This window comes from Halobacillus sp. AWH4_228 (assembly GCF_056158365.1).
Genome location: NZ_JBSWTE010000001.1, coordinates 2,071,256 through 2,091,297 on the forward strand (window position 1 = coordinate 2,071,256; position 20,042 = coordinate 2,091,297).

Below are 20,042 nucleotides of genomic sequence, written 5' to 3' on the forward strand. Positions count from 1 at the left end.
GATAGAAGGCAGGGAACAAAGGAGGTAGTGCTGTGATTCATAAAGATTGGGAAAACAATAAAACGATAAAACAAATCGAATGCGTCCATAATGACGCCGCTAAATTCGTTGTCAACAACGTCCTCACCCCAGGTAAGGTGTACGACGTTAAAAATGAAAGCGAAGAATTTTACTTTGTAGTAGACAACTCCGGCAGAATCGGTGGTTTCTACAAAGATTACTTCAAAGAAGTATGAGACAAGCTGAAGGGATGCCCTTCAGCTTTTTTATTGGCTGTACGAATGTCGAATATTGTGAGAATTGGACGTTTACAGTCAAGATTGGCGGGGGTATGGGGGTATAAGCCTATAAGAAGAAAGGATGCCTTCTTTATGATTATAAATAATGTCCGAATTTACGATCCTTCCCACCCTTATGATGATCAAACGTATGCGGTTAAAATAAATGGCGGAACGTTCGAAAAAATCTCTGAAGAGCCTTTAGAAGGCGGGGAGGTCATAGATGGGAAAGGGAAAGTCCTAGCCCCCTCTTTCAATGACAGCCACATGCACCTTTTACGCTACAGTCTTTTGAAAAAGGAGCTGGACTTGACCGAAGCGAAAAGCTGGAAGGAAATGAAACAGATGGTCGAGGACCACTATGACAAGATTGAACAGAATGACTGGATTTATGGAAAAGGGTTCAATGATGGGAACTTTGACGATTTGGATGGTCTGCTTACCGCTGAGGATTTGAACGAGATTCACGTTGATGCCAATATGTACTTCATGCATCAGGATGGACATGAGTGCGTAATCAGCCAGAAAGCTTTGGAGCGTTTGAAAGAGGAGGAAGCGTTTAAACAGGAACCGGATGAATTCAAGGAAACAGATGAAAGCGGGGAATGGAACGGACGCTTTAAGGATACTGCTGTTCATTACATTAAACACCATTTCTGGGGCCGTTCCGCTGCGGATGCGAAAGAGGCGCTGAAAACCGGAATACCTTATTTAAGCCGCTGTGGTATCACGTCGGTTCATACCGATGACATCAACTTCATCGGGTCTTATCAACGCTTGTGGGAAGCGTATACACAGCTTGAACAAGAAGGGGAACTTCCCATCGATGTTCATCTGCACCATTATATATTCAATATCGATGATTTGAAAAACTACTGCCTTCATAATGACCTCCGTACGGGCGGGGGAACAGAACGGGTGCGGGTAGGATCAGTGAAAATCTTCCTTGACGGGACACAACGGTTGTTTACAGCAGCCATGCGCAGCCCTTACCCCGTTCAGCCGGATACGGACGGCATTTTGATTTATACCCAGGATCAATTGAATGAAATGGTCCGTTATGCGAGTGAACAAAAGATGCAGGTAGCTATGCATGCGATTGGAGACCGGGCGGTGGAGCAGGCGTTGACAGCCCTTGAACAGCCGGAAGCAGAAACGGAAAGGTTCCGCCACCGGATTATTCATGCCCAGACGCTCGCTCCTGATCTTATCCAACGCATGAGAGAGGCTGCCCCTTATATTGAAACACAGCCTTCCTTCCTGCTTGATGAATGGGATAAAAAACACCACTGGTCGCCGGAAAGTCTCGTTCCATACGCTGACGCTTATGAAACTCTTCTGAAAGAACAGATTCCGATTACGTTGAGCTCGGACCTTCCTATCGGCGCCCTGGATCCTTTTGTGACGATTTTTACAGCGGTGAACCGGACCGACTTGGACGGGCGCCCTGAAGGTGGATGGATGCCGCAGGAAAAGATCAGCCTTCAGGCGGCCTACACCGGATTTACAAAAACACCGGCGGAACTTGAATACAATGAAGATCACAAGGGCATCATTAAAGGTGGTTATCAGGCTGACTTTGTTCTTTTGGATCAGCATCCCGAGGAAATCAAACCGGAGCACCTGCACGAGTTGAGTGTCCTGGAAACCTGGCACAGAGGACAAAGGGTCTATAAAAGATAAGTACGACTTTTCTTGTAAACACTCGTTCCATCATCCATAATAAGAGTAAGGTGACGGAAAGGGGAGGATGGGTAGAAATGGATAAACTAATTATCGTCCGCCACAGTGAAACAGAAGGGCAGCATGAAGACTCACCCTTAACTAAGCTTGGAATACGTCAAGCACAGAAACTGGCGGTCCTGTTGGATCAGTCTGGTGTAACCATTGACCGTATTATCTCAAGTCCCTATTTGAGGGCCGTTGAGACCATCAGACCCTATGCCCGGTCCAAGGACATGGAAATTGAAAGAGACGACCGCCTGGAGGAAAGGGTCCTCAGTCACGAACCATTGGATGACTGGGAAGAAGTCCTTCACGATACGTTTCAGGATCCTGATTTGAAGTTAACCGGAGGTGAGTCCTCTGTAGAAGCGAAGGACCGGGTCCTCTCGCTCATTGAGGAGCTGGAAAATCAAGACTGTGGAAATGTCCTCCTCGTAACGCACGGGAATCTTCTTGCTCTGCTGCTGCAGAAGTATAACCGTGAAATTGGATTTTATGATTGGAAACGGCTGTCACGCCCGGATGTTTTTCTTGTCCAGAAACAGGGCGGAGAATATATTGTGGAACGTATTTGGGAAGATTGACAGCTCGGCTGTCATCTTTCCTTTCTTTATTTCTTCTGTTGTCAGACCTCGGATTGCGATTTTGACATAAAATCGTTATGATAGATTGTGGTGTTTATCTTAGCTATTCAAGGTGAATATAGAAATGTAAGCACACTTAATTCCACTTAAAGGAGGAGAAAACGAAATGGCATTTGTTATTACATCCCCTTGTAAAGATGAAAAAGCTGGAGAATGCATGGATGTGTGCCCGGTTGACTGTATCGAGGAAGGAAAAGATATGTTCTATATCGATCCTGCCATCTGCATAGATTGCGGCGCATGTGAAGCTGTGTGTCCGGTAGAAGCTATTTATATCGAGGATGAAGTTCCTGAAGAGGAAACCCCATACATCGAAATCAACCGCAAGTTCTTCGAAGAACAATAAGGCACATACAAAAAAACGCCCTCCTTACGATTAAGGAGGGCGTTTTTTATTATCCCATTTCTTCACAGCATTCCAATGAATAATTATCTTGAATTCCGGGTAGATACATAAAGAATTCGGACATAGGAGGCTATTTTATGACAACGTTACAAAATCAAGCAGCAGTTATTACAGGGGCAAGCAGCGGAATCGGTAAAGCGATCGCTCACTCCCTCGCAGAACAGGGAGCTCATGTCGTATTGGCAGCCCGCCGCGCGGAACGCCTGCAGGAGCTTGCTGACGAAATTACAAGTCAGTATCAAGTAGAAGCGAAAGTGGTCGAAACGGACGTTACGAAGCGGGAGGATGTCGAAAATCTCGTGAAGGAAACGAAAGATGCCTTCGGCCGTTTGGATATTTTCATCAATAATGCCGGTGTTATGCTGCTTTCCTTCCTGAAAAATGATCATGTAGACGAATGGGAACAGATGGTGGATGTGAATATTAAAGGTGTGCTGTACGGCATTCATGCCGGACTGCCCATTATGCTTGAACAGGATTCCGGCCACATCATCAATGTTTCCTCAGTGGCGGGCCATGAAGTGTTTCCTTCCAGCACGGTGTACAGCGCGACCAAGTACGCAGTAAAAGCGCTGTCCATGGGTATGGAAAAAGAACTGGCCAAAACCGGTGTGCGCGTCACCAACATTTCTCCCGGGGCGGTAGAAACAGAGCTCACCGATCACATCACTGACGGAGAAGTTCTGGATATGTTTAAGGACCGCAGTATGCAGCCCCTTGAAGCTGCAGATATTGCCAGCGCCGTTTCGTATGCTGTGACACAGCCGAAATCCGTAAATGTAAATGAAATCATTGTACGACCGCTGCATCAGGCCTGAGCAAAAAGAGACATCTAAAAAAAAGCTTGTAGAAAAACTTCTGTTTTTCTACAAGCATTGATGACCGCGGGAAGCGGTCATCTTTTAATGGACAACTTTAAATCTGCTGTAACCCTGAATTTCATCTTGACTAGTTATATCAAGGGATTCAACCTGGCTGAAAGGAGTTGGACCTTCATTGATTTTTTCAATGAAACGTTTCAACTGACCCTCTTCAGCTTCAGCTTCGATCAGGACGGTTCCGTCCGGCTGATTTTTGACCCAGCCCGTTACGCCGAGTTGTTCAGCCATCTGCTTGGCAGAAGCCCGGAAACCGACTCCCTGAACGCGTCCATGTACAAGAATTCTATTATTTTCCATTGTGTCAGCACCTCCAGTTCCTCTCTGAACAATTCCCTGCGTCCCCCTGCAGGCAAACCTCAATAAGGAGGAAGAAGGATGAAAGAAATGAAGATTACGGATTTGTCCCCGTTTAAAATCGGACAGAAAGAAGATCCATCAGGCCGTACCGGCTGTACCGTTGTGCTTCATGAAACAGGTGCTGTCGGAGGTGTAAGCGTCCGGGGCGGTGCGCCGGGGACGAGGGAGACCGACCTGCTGCGGCCGGAAAACCTTGTCCAGCACATTCACGGCCTCTTCCTTTCCGGCGGCAGCGCTTTCGGACTTGATGTCGGTTCCGGTGTCATGAAATTTCTCGAAGAAAAAGGAATCGGCTTTGATGTGCAGGTGGCTAAAGTTCCGATTATTCCAGGAGCCATTTTGTTTGACTTGACCGACGATCCCGCCGTCGAACGTCCGGACGCCCAACTCGGCTATGAGGCTGCTCGGTCCGCTTATGAGGCACCTGCGTTCCAAATGGGAAATTACGGAGCGGGCGCCGGGGCTTCGGTAGGAAAAGCGCTGGGAAAGACACACAGCATGAAAGGCGGAATCGGAAGCTGGGCCTGCCGAATCGGGCAAGTGGAAATCGGAGCTGTTGCAGCGGTCAACAGTTTTGGCGATGTGGTCGATCCGGCCACAGGAAAAGTGATCGCGGGTCTTTATGAAGGAAATGAATTTTTACATACAGAAAAGCAGCTTCTTCGTCAAATGGAAGATACGGATACCAATCGTTTCAAAGGAAATACGACCATTGGGACCATCCTTACAAATGCGGCTTTGACGAAAGCAGAGGCATCTAAAGTGGCCGATGCGGCTCATGACGGTCTGGCCAGGACAATCCGCCCTTCCCATACATTTGTGGACGGGGATACGATTTTCTGTATGTCGGACAATCAGGTTCCCTGTGACCCGAACGCTCTAGCGGCTGCTGCTGCATGGTGTATGGAAAAAGCGGTGCTGAATGCCGTGCTGTCCAGTGCTTCCACGGAAGAATATCCAGCAGCCAAGGATTTTCACAAGAAAGGATGACACCCGTGTACGTATTTGTTTATGGATCCTTATGTTCAGGTCAGGACAATCATCACCTATTGGGAGAAGCAGAGCTTGTATCCGCTCAGGCCTTTGTAAGGGGCACGCTTCATTCCGGGCCCTTATATGAACCGCTTCTTTTGGAAGACCAGCATACATGGACGTATGGAGAACTCTATCATATTCCGCCCGCTTTATTATCTTTGCTTGATAATTTCGAAGGCTTTCAACCAGGAAGTGGGGATGGGAATTGGTATAGGAAAGAAACAGAAGTCTTTTGGGACACAGACTCCGTTATGGCAGAAACCTATTACTGGAACGGAGTGGCGAAGCAATCGATTCCTCATAACGACTGGAAGGTTCATCAGTTCCTTCAGCAAGACTCCTACATTTATTTCGCCTACGGGTCCTGCATGGATGATGCCCGGTTCATTACCCAGAAGGTCCACCATCTCTTTGGGGATGTCATAGGAAGAGGAACGCTGGATGACTATTGTTTAGCCTTTTCTTACCATTTGAATGATGGAGCAAGAGCGGATATCAGAGAGGGCGTGAAGCAAAAAGTGGAAGGTGTCCTTTATCGAATCAACAAGCAGGCCCTTCAATACCTTTTTTTACGGGAAGGGGTGGAAGCAGGGGCATACAGACCTGCCATCGTGCCGGTGAAAACGGATGATGGTTCAGTCCTGCAGGCTGTCACATTCACCGTGCTCTCTAAGAAAGAAGACTCACCTCCGCCCTTCCACTATGCTGAAGAGATTGTCCGCGGCGGAGAGCGTTACTTATCCACGGAGTACATCGAGGCGTTGAAACAAAGGTTCCTCGATGATTTAAAAGTGCAGCATTTCCAAGAATACATGGAGAAAAGGAGCCGTTCCTATGACTGAAGCCACATGGAAAATGTATACAGCGCGTGATTTTTCTACGCTTTCCTATATGTCTTACCATCAATCCGCCCATAGCGACGAGGCGGTAATCATCATTCACGGCATCACGGCAGAATTAACGGAGCAGAAAAAGTTCGCCTCCGCCTGCCGGAGAGATGCGGACGTTTTTCTTCCGGTCCTCAGAGGCTATGATCATAAAAATAAGCGCGGTGACCTGGATTATATCGGACAGTATGATGATGATTTGTTTGATTTCATTCACTATATCAGGAAAAAAGGGTACAAGCGGATCACACTGATGGGGCATTCCATGGGATGTGCCAACCTGCTGCGCCTGATCAAGAAAAATCCTGCCATCGGAGATGCCTACATCTTCACGGCTCCATTTTTTCATCCGGCCGTTCCCGTTTATAAAAACGACGCAACTGATCCTTCCGGAGAAGGAGATGATGTCGAGTACACCGTCTATACGAAAAAGGTCATGGTGTTAATGACCTTATATAAAATGAATATCCACCGGTTTGAAAAGGCTCCAGCCGCTGAAATTCCTGACGAATTCGCCGATACCGGCCGTCTGTCCCTTTCCTTCCGGTTGTTGGTTTCCCGATTTCCCGAGAAAGTGACCCCCGGCCTGCTGAAAGGTGTGCAGGCACCAGTGACCATTGCTGTCGGCAGTGAGGATGAGGTTATCGAAGCAGAGAAATTGAAGAAGTGGGCGGAAGATATCTGGGAACGTCCAGTCGATATTCTTCCAGGGGCCGATCATAACGACATCTTGTATGACGCTGGATTTCATAAAATCATTCAAGAAATGGACGAGTCTGGCAATGAAAAAACTGTCCAGTGAAGTCATCCAGTTCAAGGGCCGGGCCGATGATTTCGGATATGAGCAGGGAAAAAGACTGAAACAGACCCTCCTTTATGAAAGTCACCTCCAGCGCAGACCGCGGTCCATCCGTCATTATCAAACAGATACAGAACATGTGAAAGCGATGCTTATGCACTGGGCGCCGCTCCTATGGGAAGAGCTGAGGGGGCTTTCGGAAGGTCTGCAATGGTCCCTTGAAGAAACCGTTCATGAATACAGCGGCTGGCAGCAGGAATGGGATCGTTCCGGATGCTCTATCATGCTTGGCAGCAACTATATGATCCGCAACTATGACTACAACCCGAAAACCTATGAAGGGCGGTTCCTGATTTACCAGCCGGATAACGGGACCGCATCCATCGGTCCGGGTCAGCGGATCATCGGACGCACCGATGGCATGAATGAACATGGATTATGTGCTGGCTACAACTTCGTCAATCGTCTTCACCCGGAAGATGGATTCATCTGCTGTACATTGACTAGAATTCTTTTGGAGAGCTGCCGGGATACCGTTGAAGCAGAGAAGCTGCTGAAAGAGCTCCCCCACCGCCATTCATTCAATTATGTCCTTTTTGATAAAGCCGGCAGATCTTCTATTTTGGAAGGATCCCCCAGAGGGGTGATCAAGAAAGAAGGACAGGCTTGTACCAACCATTTCTCCCACATGCCCCAGGAGAACCGCAGACACTTGTCAGATTCAGAAACGCGGCTTTCCAAAATGATCGTCAGACAGAAGGAGGAGTGGGATGCCCAAGACGCCTTTCAATTTTTGAACGATCGTTCGGGTCCGATTTTTTCTGATCAGTATGAACGGTCTTCGGGTACGATTCATACAGCTGGTTATTCCCCGGAGACGCTTTCTCTCCGATTCGGACTTGGCGGTGATGCACAGGCTGTTTCGTTTTCCTTCGACAACTGGATCAAGGGACGCCGTTCCCCTGTTAAAAAAATGTTCGGATGGATTGATACAGTTATGGATATTCCCTATCTGGACGGCATCACCTGAAAAACCATATTGAGATGAAGGGGTCTGCGGCGTACAATAAGGATAGACGTAAACCGTAAAGGAGACCTTTGATGCAGACAACGACACGTAAAAATGCCATGAAACTTCAAAACCTTTATGCCTTTTTAAAACAAGAAGGGATGAGCAGACAAAAAGATAAGGTTATGGATCTGATCAAAAAAATCAAGCAGGAGGAAATGGTCATCGGTTTTGCCGGCCATTTTTCCGCCGGCAAGTCCACATTGATCAACACGCTGCTGGAAAGCCGGCTCCTTCCTTCAAGTCCTATTCCGACGAGCGCCAATATTGTCCGTTTGAGAACAGGGCCCGTCTATACAAAGGCGTATTTCACTTCAGATGCGCCTGTGAAATACGAAGCGGATGTAGAGCCGGAGACGATACAGGCATGGTGCAGGGACGGTGAACGTGTGACCGGACTGGAAATCAGCCGTCCGGACAGTCTCCTTCCACCCCACGTTTCTGTCCTGGATACCCCTGGCGTAGATTCTACGAATGATGCAGACAGGCTGATCACCGAATCTTCTCTGCACGTGATGGACTACATGTATTATGTTATGGATTACAACCATGTCCAGTCGGAAGTAAATCTATTGTTTTTATTGGAAATGCAGCAGAGGAACACCCCTTTTACCGTGGTGATCAACCAGGTGGATAAGCATGTAGAGGACCAGCTTACTTTTGGCGACTACCAAAAAAGTGTTGAAGCGGCCTTTCAACAGTGGGGGATTCACCCGGAATCGGTCTATTATACATCCATGAGAGACTTTGCAATGGAAGAAAATGAGTACAGGCAGTTGAAATACCATTTCCAACAGTTGTTTGACAGGGATTTTTCCCTCATAGAACAGCAGGCGGATGACGTAGCCGCTGCTTTAATGGAAGAAACCGTCAGAGATTATGAAGAGACCTTTGAAGAGAAGCGGGAAGAACTTCTTGAACAGAGAGAAAACCTTCAATCGGCCATTGACGAAAGTCCGATGGATCCGGATCTGATCCGTGAGTACAGCGAACTGGAAGAAGCGGCCGACGAGGTGTTTGAAAAGCGGATCTATCAGTTTGTTTCCAATGCCTACTTGATGCCGAGCGCCCTCCGTGAGTATGCGGAAGCTTACCTGCACTCCCGGCAGCCGGACTTTAAAGTCGGTCTGCTGTTTGCGAAGAAAAAAACCGAGGAAGAAAAACAGATGAGGGAAGACGCTTTTTACGAGGCCTTGGAAAAAACGATGGAAGAACAGTTGAAATGGCCGGTGCGGGAACGGATGATGAAACTGCTGGACGCTTACGGCATCCATTCCACGGAGCTTCTTCAAATCGTTCAGGAAATGGATTTTCACTATCCAAAAGAACGTCTGGAAACACTGGTTCAATCAGGGGCTTCGGTTACAGGGGCTTATGTTCTTCGATATACCGATGAAGTGGAAGCTGATATTCAACGGCAGGCCAAAGCCTTTCTCGGAGAATGGAAAAAAGCTTTTTTGGAAGAAGTATCAGCAAAAAAACAGGATGTGCTGCATCAACATGACCAAGCATTCTCTGCGTATGAAGACTTAGAGAAGATCGACGAGGAACTGGAATTCATCATTGAAAAGGTCCGGCAGTTCTCCAACCGCCTTCATGAAAGTTTTTCTGACACGATATCTGCAGAAAACAGGAAACAGGCAGAAGAAGATGAGGAGCGCATGGAAGAGCGGGTGTCTGATGCTCCTGAACATCCAGCAGGCGTCATGGACGAGGATGAGAACCTTATAGTGGGAGAACCATCCAAAGGCAGGCCGGCTCCCTCTCCAAGTTCAACTGTGGATCAGGTGAAAGACAGGACAGAGAAGGCCCTGGCTGTTATTCAGGATTTGGAAAGCATGGATGACCTTTCCCGCCGGCTGGAGGAAAAAGTGACCCGGCTTGACAACCGGACGTTTACAATAGCTTTATTCGGTGCCTTCAGCGCGGGGAAATCCTCGTTTGGCAATGCGCTTCTCGGAGATGACGTTCTGCCTGTGTCCCCCAATCCGACAACAGCAGCCATCAACCGGATATCTCCTGTATCAAGTGATCATCCGCACCAATCGGCAGAAGCTGCCGTAAAGTCAGAAATGGATATGCTGGAGGACATTGCTGCTGTGTACGCATCTTTTTCTTCCTTGGAAACAGCCTGGGAGGAACTGGATGAAATGGAAGTGGAGGAGTGGAAATCACGGGAGCAGAAAGAGCGCTCATTCCTAAAAGCCTTTTACGATGGATATCCGCAGATGAAGAAACATCTGGGACGAAGGATGTCTGTGCCTTGGGAGCAGCTGGCTGCTTTTGTTTCCCAAGAGGACAAGTCCTGTTTTATCGAGTCGATGGATGTGTACTACGATTGTGCGTGGACAAGGGCTGGCGTGACGCTTGTTGATACACCGGGGGCCGATTCCGTCAATGCCCGTCATACGAATGTCAGCTTTCAGTACATTAAAGATGCCGATGCTGTCTTATTTGTCACCTATTACAACCACCCGTTCTCAAGAGCAGATGAAACGTTTCTGAAACAACTGGGCAGGGTCAAGGACAGTTTTGCCATGGATAAGATGTTCTTCCTGATCAATGCCAAAGACCTTGCGCAGTCCAAGGAAGAACTGCAGCAGGTGGAAAGCTATGTGGAAACCCAGCTGAGTGCATTCGGAATTCGGAATCCGAGGCTTTACCCGGTCTCAAGTCTGCTGGGGTTGAAAGAGAAAAAATACCATCAAGATGAAAATTCCGGTATGGGGGCATTTGAAGACGGTTTTTCTTCCTTTTTGGAAGAGGAGTTATCCCAAGTGATGACGGCTTCCATTGAAAGTGATTTGGAGCGTGTGAAAAATTATGTCCAATCCATGGTGGAAAGCAGCCACATGGATGAAGGAGAAAGAAAAAAGAAAAAGGCACAACTGGAAGAACGCAGGCAGCAGGCGCTGGATCTTTTCGAAAAAGAGTATGACGGCGGGGCTGAAAAAGCGGTGCAGAACAAAATGGATAAGCAGCTTCATTATGTCCATGAACGGATGATGCTTCAATTCAACGATCTGTTCAAGCGCCATTTCAACCCTGCGGCTATTAATGGATGGCACCAGGATGTGAAAGAGCAGGTGAAAGAGGCACAAAAACAGTTGTTTGAAGAGATGACCTTTGACATGAAAGAGGAAGTCAAGGCTGTATGTGTCCGTGTGGAGCAGTTTATTACACAGCATCTCGATGAGACGAGGGCTAAAATTGAAAAAAACCTCCATCACATCGAAGCGTCCATCCATCTCGATACACTTGAGCTTCCTGATATGCCTATTCCAAAGATCGAAGGGGAGATCGAGCTTACGGCCGCGGAACAGGATCAGATCAGGAAAATGTTCAAGGGGACGAAATCCTTCTTTGAGAAAAATGAAAAAGAAAAAATGAAAGAAGCGGCCGCTCCACGTGCATCGGATGTTCTGCATCAGCAATTGGAGCAGATTTCCAAAGACGTAACGCCTTATTACCAGACTCAATGGGCAGATGTATATGCGACGGCCCGCCGCTCCTGGATCGATGAAACAGCAAAGCAGTTCGATCAGCTGATCAATCACTACAGGACCCCTGTAAACCGGAAACAGGTGGAGAAAGCCTGGGATCAGCTTTCCAAGGTCTAAATGAGAACAGAAAAACATACCATAGACTAAGACGATTTTCCCCGGCCGGGGTTCTCTTCCTCCTCCCCGGCCGGGGAAATTCTTTTATCATCACCCGCTGATCAGACGCATACAGTGTACAGGAAAGGAGGGTGACGAACATGTTGTATAATCCGAACCAGGGAATGTACCGGCAGCAGTATGCATCACAGACAGCTTCTGCTGAGTTTTCGTCAAGCCCCACTGCCCCCGGACTGAAGGGGAGTATTCAGTTTTACCAGATGCCATATGGTGTTGAGGTTTTCGTTTATGTGGAAGGACTGCCTTCGTTTAAAAAGGAAAAAAACGGAGTTCAGACGGGCCCTCACGGCTTTCATATCCACGAAAAGGGATTGTGTGAAATTGGGGACGGGAGCGATCCGTTTGCAACGGCCGGGGGGCACTGGAATCCTGATCAGCAGCCGCACGGCAATCATGCGGGAGATTTCCCTGTGCTTTTTTCCAATCAGGGAAGGGCACGGATGATTTTCTTTACCGATCGTTTTCAAGTCCGTGATATTATCGGAAGAAGTGTCATCATTCATCAAGGTCCGGATGATTATCAGTCCCAGCCCAGCGGACGCTCAGGGAAAAGAATCGCCTGTGCCGTCATTCAATCCGGATAAATCATCATGGGGAGGAATAATGCTCCTCCTTTACGGATATAATGGAAGTAGAGTGATGTGAAGGGAGTGTACTTGACTTCAAACCGCAGGCGTAGTATAGTAAGTATAAAGGTTGAATTACCAATATTAAGAAGTTCATTCTTCCTAATCACCTATTATAAAGAGTGATCAATTCTATTGGTACTTTTTATAATATGTGATTTTTTCATTAAAGCAAAACGCATATTAATTTAGAAATATTGGAGGATCCATTCCATGAAAACAGGTACAGTGAAGTGGTTTAACGCGGAAAAAGGTTTTGGTTTTATCGAGGTTGAAGGCGAAGACGATGTATTCGTACACTTCAGCGCAATCAACGAAGAAGGCTTCAAATCTCTTGAAGAAGGTCAAGCTGTAGAGTTTGAAGTAACTGAAGGAAATCGCGGACCACAAGCTGCAAACGTAACGAAATTATAAAATCATAAAAAGACTGGCTTTAGCAAGTCAGTCTTTTTTCTATCATAATTGAGTTAAAGGGGGCTGCTTCAATGGCATTCGGAAAGAAAAATCAAGCTGAAGTGAAAGAAGAAGACACAAAAATCTGGGTTTGTTCATCCGATGACTGCAACTGCTGGCAGAGGGATAATTTCCGTACGAACAATGAGAAGAAATGTCCAATGTGCGGCAGCGATATGAAGGAAGAAAACAAAGTCCTTCAAGTTGTGGAAAACAACAGCCTGTATTATAAATCTCAGTCATGATATGGTAAAAAAAGCGATTGCTCACGGGCGGTCGCTTTTTTCCGTGAGAGGAGGAGAAACCAGCCATGGATAACAAAGTAAAGCAGATGCTGGAAACGAAACAAGCACTCAGAAAAAATACGCTGGGCACGATTTTGGACCGCTTTGACGGGGATTTAATGAAATTATCGAAGAAGGAGCGCAGGCAGAAGTATCAAAAGATGATGGAGAGTCCCTACAGCTTTTTCAGAGGGAGCGCCTATCTATTCTTTCACGATGCCACGGAACTGCCGTTCAGGTTCCATACCCCTGATGAAACGCCGACATGGATCATGGGAGATCTCCATTTTGATAATTTCAGTGTGTTTCAAAATGAAAACAAGGATATCGTCTTTGATGTGGATGACTTCGATGAGGGCTATCTCGGTTCGTATTTATACGACGTGATGCGTATGGTTGTCAGTATCCGTTTAACTATGGATCAACTGGGTTATCCTGAAGACAGTCATGATGCGATGGTCGATCATTATCTGAAACATTACGTGAAGCAGATGGAAGCCTTCCATCATAGAGATCAGGATCCACAGACGATGTACTTTACCAAAGAGGAAAGTAAAGGCGCTGTAAAAAAAGCGATTCAAAAAGTAGAAGAACGCCGGGCTTCCCATGAACTGGAGAAACAGACGATCGTCAAGCATGATTCCATCCGTTCCTTTGATATCGGCAAAGAGAAATTGGCATCGGTACCGAAACAGGAATATGAGCAGCTGGTTAAAGCATGGGACGATTACTACCAGTCCCTTGATCAAAAACTGCGCCGGCCGCGTGAATTTTACCGGATCAAAGATATCGTGAAAAAGCGAGGCTCGGGGATCGGCTCTACCGGCCTCAACCGGTATTACATCTTGATAGAAGGCCAATCGGGGGACAGTCATGAAGATGACATCATACTGGAAGCCAAGGAAGCGCGCACGCCCATTCCAGCCTACTTCTTCCCATATGATGAACAGTTCTGGACGGAACATCGTCAGCAGGGACGGCGGGTGATTCACACCCAGCAGGCGATGCACCATTTGTCCGACCCGTATCTTGGGTACTTTACGATGAATAACAGCGACTATTATGTGCGCGAACGTTCGCCTTATTCCAAAGATCTTAAACCGAAACATCTGTTGGAGGAGAAGCGGCTGAAGAAGACACTGAAAACAATGGCTCAGATCAGTGCCAAAATTCATGCGCGGGCGGATGCAGATATCGATGAAGGTATCCTTTCCTATCATAGTGAGGATGCCATTATGGAGGTTATTCGCGGGCATAAGGCGGATTTCCAGACAGAGCTCAATTTATGGTCCAGGCATTACAAGGAAAGAGTCAGCACGGATTATCAGCTGTTTCTCGAATGGTGTCGTGAAAATGAGTACGTGAAATCTCCGTGATGACTGTTCTATGAAGCGGATGAATGATATACTTTTCTTGTTCTACAAACGAAAGCAATGGAGGATTCAGACATGTTAACAGTTAATAACGTAGGGCTTCGATTCGGTGACCAGAAACTGTTCGAAGACGTCAATATAAAATTCACCCCGGGAAACTGCTACGGGTTAATCGGGGCAAACGGAGCAGGTAAATCCACGTTCCTTAAAATCTTGAGCGGAGAAATTGAACCACAAATCGGAGATGTAAGCCTGAAAAAAGACCAGCGTCTGGCGGTCTTGAAACAGAACCACTTCGAATACGATGAATATCAGGTGCTTGAAACGGTCATTATGGGCCATACACGCCTGTACGAAGTCATGAAAGAAAAAGACGCCATTTATATGAAAGGTGATTTTTCCGAGGAAGACGGCATGCGTGCGGCTGAACTGGAAGGTGAATTCGCAGAAATGAACGGGTGGGAAGCGGATTCCGATGCGGCCCGCCTTCTTAAAGGACTTGGAATCGGTGAAGAACTGCAGACGAAGCAGATGAGTGAGCTTGCCGGTTCGGAAAAAGTGAAAGTCCTTCTTGCCCAGGCGCTGTTCGGCAATCCGGATGTTCTGCTTCTCGATGAGCCGACCAACCACTTGGATATTAAAGCGATCCAGTGGCTTGAGGATTTCCTTATCGATTTTGAAAATACTGTAATCGTTGTATCCCACGACCGTCACTTCCTGAACAATGTCTGTACCCATATCGCCGATCTTGACTTCGGGAAAATCCAGGTCTATGTCGGAAACTATGATTTCTGGTACGAATCCAGCCAGCTTGCAATGAAGTTGGCCCAGGAGCAGAATAAGAAGAAGGAAGAAAAAATCAAGGATCTCAAAGAGTTCGTGGCCCGCTTCAGTGCCAACGCCTCGAAATCCAAACAGGCAACTTCCAGGAAGAAACTATTGGATAAGATCACCCTGGATGATATCCAGCCTTCCTCCCGTAAGTATCCGTATATTTCCTTCCAGGCGGACAGGGAAATCGGGAATGACCTGCTGACGGTTAAAAACCTGTCCAAAACCATTGATGGTGTGAAAGTGCTGGACAACATCAGCTTTACATTGAACAAAGATGATAAAGTGGCTCTCGTAGGTGCGAACGAAGTGGCCAAGTCCACGCTTTTCCAGATTCTTATGGGTGAGATCGAACCGGATGAAGGAAGCTATAAATGGGGCGTTACGACCTCTCAAAGCTACTTCCCTAAAGACAACTCCGAGTTCTTCGATTCTGAGCGCAGCCTCGTTGAATGGCTCCGCCAGTATTCACCGGAAGATGAAACAGAAACGTTCCTGCGCGGATTCCTTGGCCGTATGCTGTTTTCCGGAGAGGAAGCATTGAAGAAAGCGAACGTCTTGTCCGGAGGAGAAAAAGTCCGCTGCATGCTGTCTAAGATGATGCTGTCCGGTGCAAACGTTCTTCTTCTGGATGAACCAACCAACCACCTGGACCTTGAGTCCATTACAGCCTTGAACAAAGGGTTGATCAATTTCAAAGGATCTGTTATCTTTGCTTCTCATGACCATGAGTTTATTCAAACGATCGCCAACCGCATCATTGAATTGACGCCAAGTGGTCTTGTAGACAAGGAAATGACGTATGATGATTATTTGAATGATCCGGAAATTCAAAAGCAGGTCGCTGCTCAATACGCATAAATACTGAAAAGCCTGTCAAAATGACAGGCTTTTTTTCTTCTTTTTCCCCCTTGATTTCCTCCTTGTTCGACCTTTTGAATGACTAAATCCCCTTGAAACGTGCCTTGAAGCGTGACGGATTTTGTCAATCTTCCGCTTTTATCATCGAAAAGGCGCTGGTTTTCTGCCTGTTGTAATGATAGTGAAATATAGATGTTACGTTTGCAACGAAACTGTTGCTTGTTTGTTCTTCATTTATACGAAATATCTGGTAATCTAGTAATTGTGAATTGATCACATCAAAAAATACAAAGTGATCGAACAAACAAGGGGAGGCACTATCCTATGAAAAAAACTGTATTTTCTGTTGCAGCAACCGTAGCCTTGACTGGAGCATTTGCCACATCTGTGAGTGCTCACGAATCTGAACAATATTCCGTCAATAAAGGGGATACTCTTTGGAGCATCTCTCAACAATACAACGTATCTGTCAACAATCTGAAATCTTGGAACGATCTGAATTCCAATCTAATTTATCCAAGTCAAACACTAGCCGTATCTAACGCACATAACAATCAAGCATCTACTTCTACTACTAAATCTTCGAACGCATCCACGTACACGGTTAAATCCGGAGATACGTTGTTCGCGATCAGCCAAAAATTCAATATTTCCGTCGATCAGCTGATGGCTTGGAACAATTTATCTTCCACTCTCATCTACCCAGGGGAACAATTCAAGGTTGACGGACAGAAAGCTGCGGAGACATCTACAGCTCCTGCCAAAGAAAGCACAGCCAAGTCCAGTGAGAGCAGCCAGAAATCAAGCAGCTCCAGCAATGCTTCCGCAAAAGAAACATCTGCTGAGTCCACTGAAGCTGTTCAAGCGAACACAAACAAAGGAACGAGCAATGATGTAGTTAAGGAAATCACAGCTGAAGCAACGGCCTACACGGCAAACTGCACAGGCTGCAGCGGCGTAACAGCCACAGGTATTGATTTAAATGCGAATCCAAACCAGAAAGTTATTGCTGTAGACCCGAACGTCATTCCATTAGGTTCTAAAGTATATGTGGAAGGCTACGGAACAGCCATTGCTGGTGATACCGGCGGTGCCATCAACGGAAACCGTGTTGATCTTTATATGCAGGACCGCGGTGACGCTCTTGATTTCGGACGCCAGACTGTAAAAGTACAGGTACTTGCGGACTAAATTCAATATTATCAAACGAAAAGACCTTTTCAGTCCTTCTGAAAAGGTCTTTTTTCTTTTATATAGGAAGTCTTATTGATAGACTTAAGACATCTTATAGTTGGAAAGGAGACAAATGATGAAAGCGATTGTACATGAAGGAAAAGATGGTCTGGAAGGTCTTCAGGTGAAAATGATGGAGGAGAAAACGCCGGACTCCCGTGAAGTGAAGGTGCGCATCCATACAGCAGGGATGAATCGTCGGGATCTTGCAGTGGTTACAAAAAGGCATAAAGGTGAAGATCCAGCTGTCATTCCCGGTTCAGATGCCTCAGGGATCGTTGAGGAAACAGGCAGAGATGTGACGCGTTTTAAAAAAGGGGATGAAGTCATAGTCAATCCCGGACTCGGCTGGCAGAAAAACAGTGATGTTCCCCCGGAAGGGTTTGAGATCGTCGGCTTTCCTGACCACGGGACGTTTGCGGAGACTTACATATGTACAGAAGACCATCTGGAGATGAAACCGAAGCACTTGACTATGGAAGAAGCAGGGGTCCTTTCGCTGGCTGCATTGACGGCTTTTAGAGCTTTGTTCACAAGAGGGAACCTTAAATCAGGAGACACCGTGATGCTTCCAGGAATCGGCGGAGGCGTCCTGACGTATGCGCTCAAATTCGCTAAGGCAGAAGGGGCCAGAGTGATCGTTACGTCACGGTCCAGGGAGAAGCTCAAACAGGCGTTGGACGCAGGAGCGGATAAAGCAGTCCTGACCGAATCGGATTGGAGTGAAGAATTGGCTGGTGAGAGCGTCGATCTATTGATTGAGAGTATAGGAGCCGCGACATTCAATAAATCACTGCGTGCTGTCCGTAAAGGGGGAACGATTGTTACATTCGGATCCAGTACGGAAGACGAAGTCACCTTGAATATCCGCGCGTTCTTTTACGGACAGTATAATTTGCTGGGGTCTACGATGGGAAGTGCAGAGGAGCTGAGGTCGATGATCGCTTGTATCGAACACCATAACATCCGTCCGGAAATCGACAGGATATTCCCGCTGGATCAAGCGGAGGAAGCTTTCACGTACATCCGTGATACTAAAAACTTCGGTAAAATCGGCTTTCAAATGTCATAATATTCTCTCTTATTACTTAGTAGCAACTCCGAGATGAAAAATAAAACCATCATCAAGCGAACAAATGTGCTTATGATTGGACAAATCTACCATCATTTATTGTAGAATGAAAGTATTCAATAAGGAAGGGGAGGATCGCCGTGTCACATAAAAACAACCCGAAGCGTTTTGCATTAAATATGAGCGCAGCCCAGTTCACCAAATTTTACATCATGCACTTGTTACAAATCCGCCAGCCGATGATCAGTGAACATTTTAAGCAGGAGTTTAAAAAACTGACGAAGAACTGGATTCCGGCACCTTCAACACTTCTGGATACGTTACATGAAATGACGGAGCAGGGGTTACTCTATCGGAAAGAAGATTATAAATCCCACGATAAGAAACGTCAGAAGGTTTACTGGTATTATTTAACCGACCAGGGGAAAGAAGAATTTGACGTTTTAAAGAAGCGGTATAAATTGTTGTTTGAAGAACAGATTCAGATATTGAACCAGATTATGAAAGATGTGTATCGTTAAGCCCGAAAGGATGACAACAAGTGAGACTGAGTGTACTTGATCAAAGCCCTATATCCAAAGGGGATTCTGCCGAACAGGCGCTGCTAAACACCATTGAGCTGGCCCGTTGGACGGAGGAACTAGGTTATTACCGGTACTGGGTGGCCGAACATCACAGCACGAATGGATTGGCCGGATCTTCTCCGGAAATCCTGATCGGTCAGATTGCGGCAGCTACCAGCCGGATGCGTGTCGGTTCCGGGGGAGTCCTCCTCCCTCAATACAGTCCGTTGAAAGTAGCGGAAAATTTCAGAGTGCTGGAGGCTTTTTATCCGGGGAGAATCGACCTTGGTCTTGGACGCTCACCCGGGGGCGGCCGGAAAACACGACTGGCCTTGACGGATGGGTTGGAAAAGCCGCTCAGCTCCTTTTCGCGTCAGGTGAAAGAGCTGCAGCAGTTTCTGCACGGGACCATGCCTAAGGGAAGCGATTACTACGGTGTGACCGCAAGGCCTTCAACAGAGGGACAGCCGGAAACGTGGATTCTCGGTTTGTCTGAACGCGGGGCACGTCATGCAGCAGTGAATGGCACCGGATTCACACTCGGACATTTTATCAGTCCAGACAATGGTGAGGATGCACTGCGGGCCTACCGGGAAAAGTTCAAGCCTTCCCCCTCGCTCGACCAGCCGGATGTGAATGTTTGTATTTTTGTTGTCTGTGCAGAGACAGAGGAAAAAGCAGAAAAGCTGGCGCTTAGTCAGGATTTGTGGCTCCTTCGGGTTGAAAAAGGACTCGAGACCCGTGTTCCTTCTATAGAAGAGGCGGAAAGCTGTACGTATTCTGAAATCGAAAAGAAAAAAATCGAGCAGAACCGCCGGCGTGCGGTTATCGGCTCCCCCCAGCAGGTGAAGGCGCGTCTGCTCGAATTGTCAGAGCAATACCAGACTGATGAATTCCTCATCATTACGAATATTTACGACTTGGAGGATAAGAAAGAATCCTACCGTCTGCTTGCTGAACAGTTCCGTACGTAATGGCTTCGGGA

General features: G+C 47.0%; 20 protein-coding genes. 19 read left to right on the forward strand and 1 reads right to left on the reverse strand.

Features of this window, described 5'->3' with window-relative positions; translation table 11 throughout:
• The first annotated feature begins 32 nt into the window (after nucleotides 1-32).
• The 5 genes from ACXADP_RS10510 (at nucleotide 33) to ACXADP_RS10530 (ending at nucleotide 3,871) form a co-directional block, all read left to right on the forward strand.
• Complete coding sequence (locus tag ACXADP_RS10510; RefSeq protein ID WP_474968634.1) at nucleotides 33-236, forward strand: DUF6501 family protein; 204 nt, start codon at nucleotides 33-35, stop codon at nucleotides 234-236.
• 135 nt (nucleotides 237-371) lie between these two features.
• Entirely contained in the window at nucleotides 372-1,961 is a 1,590-nt protein-coding gene (locus ACXADP_RS10515) for an amidohydrolase (protein WP_474968633.1), read from the forward strand.
• Between the two features lie 77 nt (nucleotides 1,962-2,038).
• Complete coding sequence (locus ACXADP_RS10520) at nucleotides 2,039-2,587, forward strand: histidine phosphatase family protein (protein ID WP_206932753.1); 549 nt, start codon at nucleotides 2,039-2,041, stop codon at nucleotides 2,585-2,587.
• A gap of 166 nt (nucleotides 2,588-2,753) precedes the next feature.
• On the forward strand, nucleotides 2,754-2,993 hold the full coding sequence (locus tag ACXADP_RS10525) for an indolepyruvate ferredoxin oxidoreductase subunit alpha (protein WP_008640010.1): 240 nt from the start codon (nucleotides 2,754-2,756) through the stop codon (nucleotides 2,991-2,993).
• A gap of 137 nt (nucleotides 2,994-3,130) precedes the next feature.
• The gene (locus tag ACXADP_RS10530) at nucleotides 3,131-3,871 is read left to right on the forward strand and encodes an SDR family oxidoreductase (protein ID WP_474971410.1); all 741 of its coding nucleotides are present in this window, start codon (nucleotides 3,131-3,133) and stop codon (nucleotides 3,869-3,871) included.
• 84 nt (nucleotides 3,872-3,955) lie between these two features.
• On the opposite strand, the gene ACXADP_RS10535 is transcribed toward ACXADP_RS10530, so the two are convergent.
• Nucleotides 3,956-4,231 (reverse strand): acylphosphatase, encoded by a 276-nt coding sequence (locus tag ACXADP_RS10535; protein ID WP_474971411.1) that lies wholly within the window; start codon nucleotides 4,229-4,231, stop codon nucleotides 3,956-3,958.
• Nucleotides 4,232-4,309: 78 nt separating this feature from the next.
• On the opposite strand from ACXADP_RS10535, the gene ACXADP_RS10540 reads away from it, so the two are divergent.
• The 14 genes from ACXADP_RS10540 (at nucleotide 4,310) to ACXADP_RS10605 (ending at nucleotide 20,031) form a co-directional block, all read left to right on the forward strand.
• Entirely contained in the window at nucleotides 4,310-5,281 is a 972-nt protein-coding gene (locus ACXADP_RS10540) for a P1 family peptidase (RefSeq protein WP_474971412.1), read from the forward strand.
• Nucleotides 5,282-5,286: 5 nt separating this feature from the next.
• Nucleotides 5,287-6,168 carry a gamma-glutamylcyclotransferase gene (locus ACXADP_RS10545; RefSeq protein ID WP_474971413.1) on the forward strand — a complete coding sequence of 294 codons (882 nt, stop codon included), beginning with the start codon at nucleotides 5,287-5,289 and terminating at the stop codon, nucleotides 6,166-6,168.
• Nucleotides 6,161-7,015, forward strand: coding sequence for an alpha/beta hydrolase (locus ACXADP_RS10550; RefSeq protein WP_474968628.1), 855 nt, complete (start codon nucleotides 6,161-6,163; stop codon nucleotides 7,013-7,015). Before ACXADP_RS10545 ends, ACXADP_RS10550 begins: the two co-directional genes overlap by 8 nt.
• Nucleotides 6,996-8,042 (forward strand): C45 family autoproteolytic acyltransferase/hydolase, encoded by a 1,047-nt coding sequence (locus ACXADP_RS10555; RefSeq protein ID WP_474971414.1) that lies wholly within the window; start codon nucleotides 6,996-6,998, stop codon nucleotides 8,040-8,042. Before ACXADP_RS10550 ends, ACXADP_RS10555 begins: the two co-directional genes overlap by 20 nt.
• Before the next feature lie 71 nt (nucleotides 8,043-8,113).
• Nucleotides 8,114-11,701 carry a dynamin family protein gene (locus tag ACXADP_RS10560; RefSeq protein WP_474971415.1) on the forward strand — a complete coding sequence of 1,196 codons (3,588 nt, stop codon included), beginning with the start codon at nucleotides 8,114-8,116 and terminating at the stop codon, nucleotides 11,699-11,701.
• Nucleotides 11,702-11,841: 140 nt separating this feature from the next.
• Nucleotides 11,842-12,345: a superoxide dismutase family protein gene (locus ACXADP_RS10565; RefSeq protein WP_474968625.1), complete on the forward strand. Its 504-nt coding sequence runs from the start codon at nucleotides 11,842-11,844 to the stop codon at nucleotides 12,343-12,345.
• 255 nt (nucleotides 12,346-12,600) lie between these two features.
• The gene (locus ACXADP_RS10570; protein WP_027954344.1) at nucleotides 12,601-12,801 is read left to right on the forward strand and encodes a cold-shock protein; all 201 of its coding nucleotides are present in this window, start codon (nucleotides 12,601-12,603) and stop codon (nucleotides 12,799-12,801) included.
• A 71-nt stretch (nucleotides 12,802-12,872) separates the two neighbouring features.
• Nucleotides 12,873-13,085: a cold-shock protein gene (locus ACXADP_RS10575; RefSeq protein WP_027954343.1), complete on the forward strand. Its 213-nt coding sequence runs from the start codon at nucleotides 12,873-12,875 to the stop codon at nucleotides 13,083-13,085.
• A gap of 65 nt (nucleotides 13,086-13,150) precedes the next feature.
• The gene (locus ACXADP_RS10580) at nucleotides 13,151-14,500 is read left to right on the forward strand and encodes a DUF2252 domain-containing protein (RefSeq protein WP_474968624.1); all 1,350 of its coding nucleotides are present in this window, start codon (nucleotides 13,151-13,153) and stop codon (nucleotides 14,498-14,500) included.
• A 72-nt stretch (nucleotides 14,501-14,572) separates the two neighbouring features.
• Nucleotides 14,573-16,189, forward strand: coding sequence for an ABC-F family ATP-binding cassette domain-containing protein (locus ACXADP_RS10585; RefSeq protein WP_474968623.1), 1,617 nt, complete (start codon nucleotides 14,573-14,575; stop codon nucleotides 16,187-16,189).
• A gap of 324 nt (nucleotides 16,190-16,513) precedes the next feature.
• A complete protein-coding gene (locus ACXADP_RS10590) occupies nucleotides 16,514-17,380 on the forward strand; it encodes a 3D domain-containing protein (protein ID WP_474968622.1) in 867 nt (288 codons plus the stop codon).
• Between the two features lie 118 nt (nucleotides 17,381-17,498).
• Nucleotides 17,499-18,494, forward strand: coding sequence for a zinc-dependent alcohol dehydrogenase family protein (locus ACXADP_RS10595; RefSeq protein WP_474971416.1), 996 nt, complete (start codon nucleotides 17,499-17,501; stop codon nucleotides 18,492-18,494).
• Nucleotides 18,495-18,634: 140 nt separating this feature from the next.
• Nucleotides 18,635-19,015 carry a helix-turn-helix transcriptional regulator gene (locus ACXADP_RS10600; protein ID WP_027954338.1) on the forward strand — a complete coding sequence of 127 codons (381 nt, stop codon included), beginning with the start codon at nucleotides 18,635-18,637 and terminating at the stop codon, nucleotides 19,013-19,015.
• A 20-nt stretch (nucleotides 19,016-19,035) separates the two neighbouring features.
• Nucleotides 19,036-20,031 (forward strand): LLM class flavin-dependent oxidoreductase, encoded by a 996-nt coding sequence (locus tag ACXADP_RS10605; protein ID WP_474968620.1) that lies wholly within the window; start codon nucleotides 19,036-19,038, stop codon nucleotides 20,029-20,031.
• Nucleotides 20,032-20,042: the final 11 nt, after the last annotated feature.

Bases quoted from the DNA above. Each gene is read 5' to 3' on its own strand.
- ACXADP_RS10555 (WP_474971414.1), top strand. From the start codon at position 6,996: ATGAAAAAACTGTCCAGTGAAGTCATCCAGTTCAAGGGCCGGGCCGAT.
- ACXADP_RS10520 (WP_206932753.1), top strand. From the start codon at position 2,039: ATGGATAAACTAATTATCGTCCGCCACAGTGAAACAGAAGGGCAGCAT.
- ACXADP_RS10535 (WP_474971411.1), bottom strand. From the start codon at position 4,231: ATGGAAAATAATAGAATTCTTGTACATGGACGCGTTCAGGGAGTCGGT.
- ACXADP_RS10595 (WP_474971416.1), top strand. From the start codon at position 17,499: ATGAAAGCGATTGTACATGAAGGAAAAGATGGTCTGGAAGGTCTTCAG.
- ACXADP_RS10580 (WP_474968624.1), top strand. From the start codon at position 13,151: ATGGATAACAAAGTAAAGCAGATGCTGGAAACGAAACAAGCACTCAGA.
- ACXADP_RS10560 (WP_474971415.1), top strand. From the start codon at position 8,114: ATGCAGACAACGACACGTAAAAATGCCATGAAACTTCAAAACCTTTAT.
- ACXADP_RS10590 (WP_474968622.1), top strand. From the start codon at position 16,514: ATGAAAAAAACTGTATTTTCTGTTGCAGCAACCGTAGCCTTGACTGGA.
- ACXADP_RS10550 (WP_474968628.1), top strand. From the start codon at position 6,161: ATGACTGAAGCCACATGGAAAATGTATACAGCGCGTGATTTTTCTACG.
- ACXADP_RS10515 (WP_474968633.1), top strand. From the start codon at position 372: ATGATTATAAATAATGTCCGAATTTACGATCCTTCCCACCCTTATGAT.
- ACXADP_RS10575 (WP_027954343.1), top strand. From the start codon at position 12,873: ATGGCATTCGGAAAGAAAAATCAAGCTGAAGTGAAAGAAGAAGACACA.
- ACXADP_RS10570 (WP_027954344.1), top strand. From the start codon at position 12,601: ATGAAAACAGGTACAGTGAAGTGGTTTAACGCGGAAAAAGGTTTTGGT.
- ACXADP_RS10525 (WP_008640010.1), top strand. From the start codon at position 2,754: ATGGCATTTGTTATTACATCCCCTTGTAAAGATGAAAAAGCTGGAGAA.
- ACXADP_RS10565 (WP_474968625.1), top strand. From the start codon at position 11,842: ATGTTGTATAATCCGAACCAGGGAATGTACCGGCAGCAGTATGCATCA.
- ACXADP_RS10530 (WP_474971410.1), top strand. From the start codon at position 3,131: ATGACAACGTTACAAAATCAAGCAGCAGTTATTACAGGGGCAAGCAGC.
- ACXADP_RS10540 (WP_474971412.1), top strand. From the start codon at position 4,310: ATGAAAGAAATGAAGATTACGGATTTGTCCCCGTTTAAAATCGGACAG.
- ACXADP_RS10585 (WP_474968623.1), top strand. From the start codon at position 14,573: ATGTTAACAGTTAATAACGTAGGGCTTCGATTCGGTGACCAGAAACTG.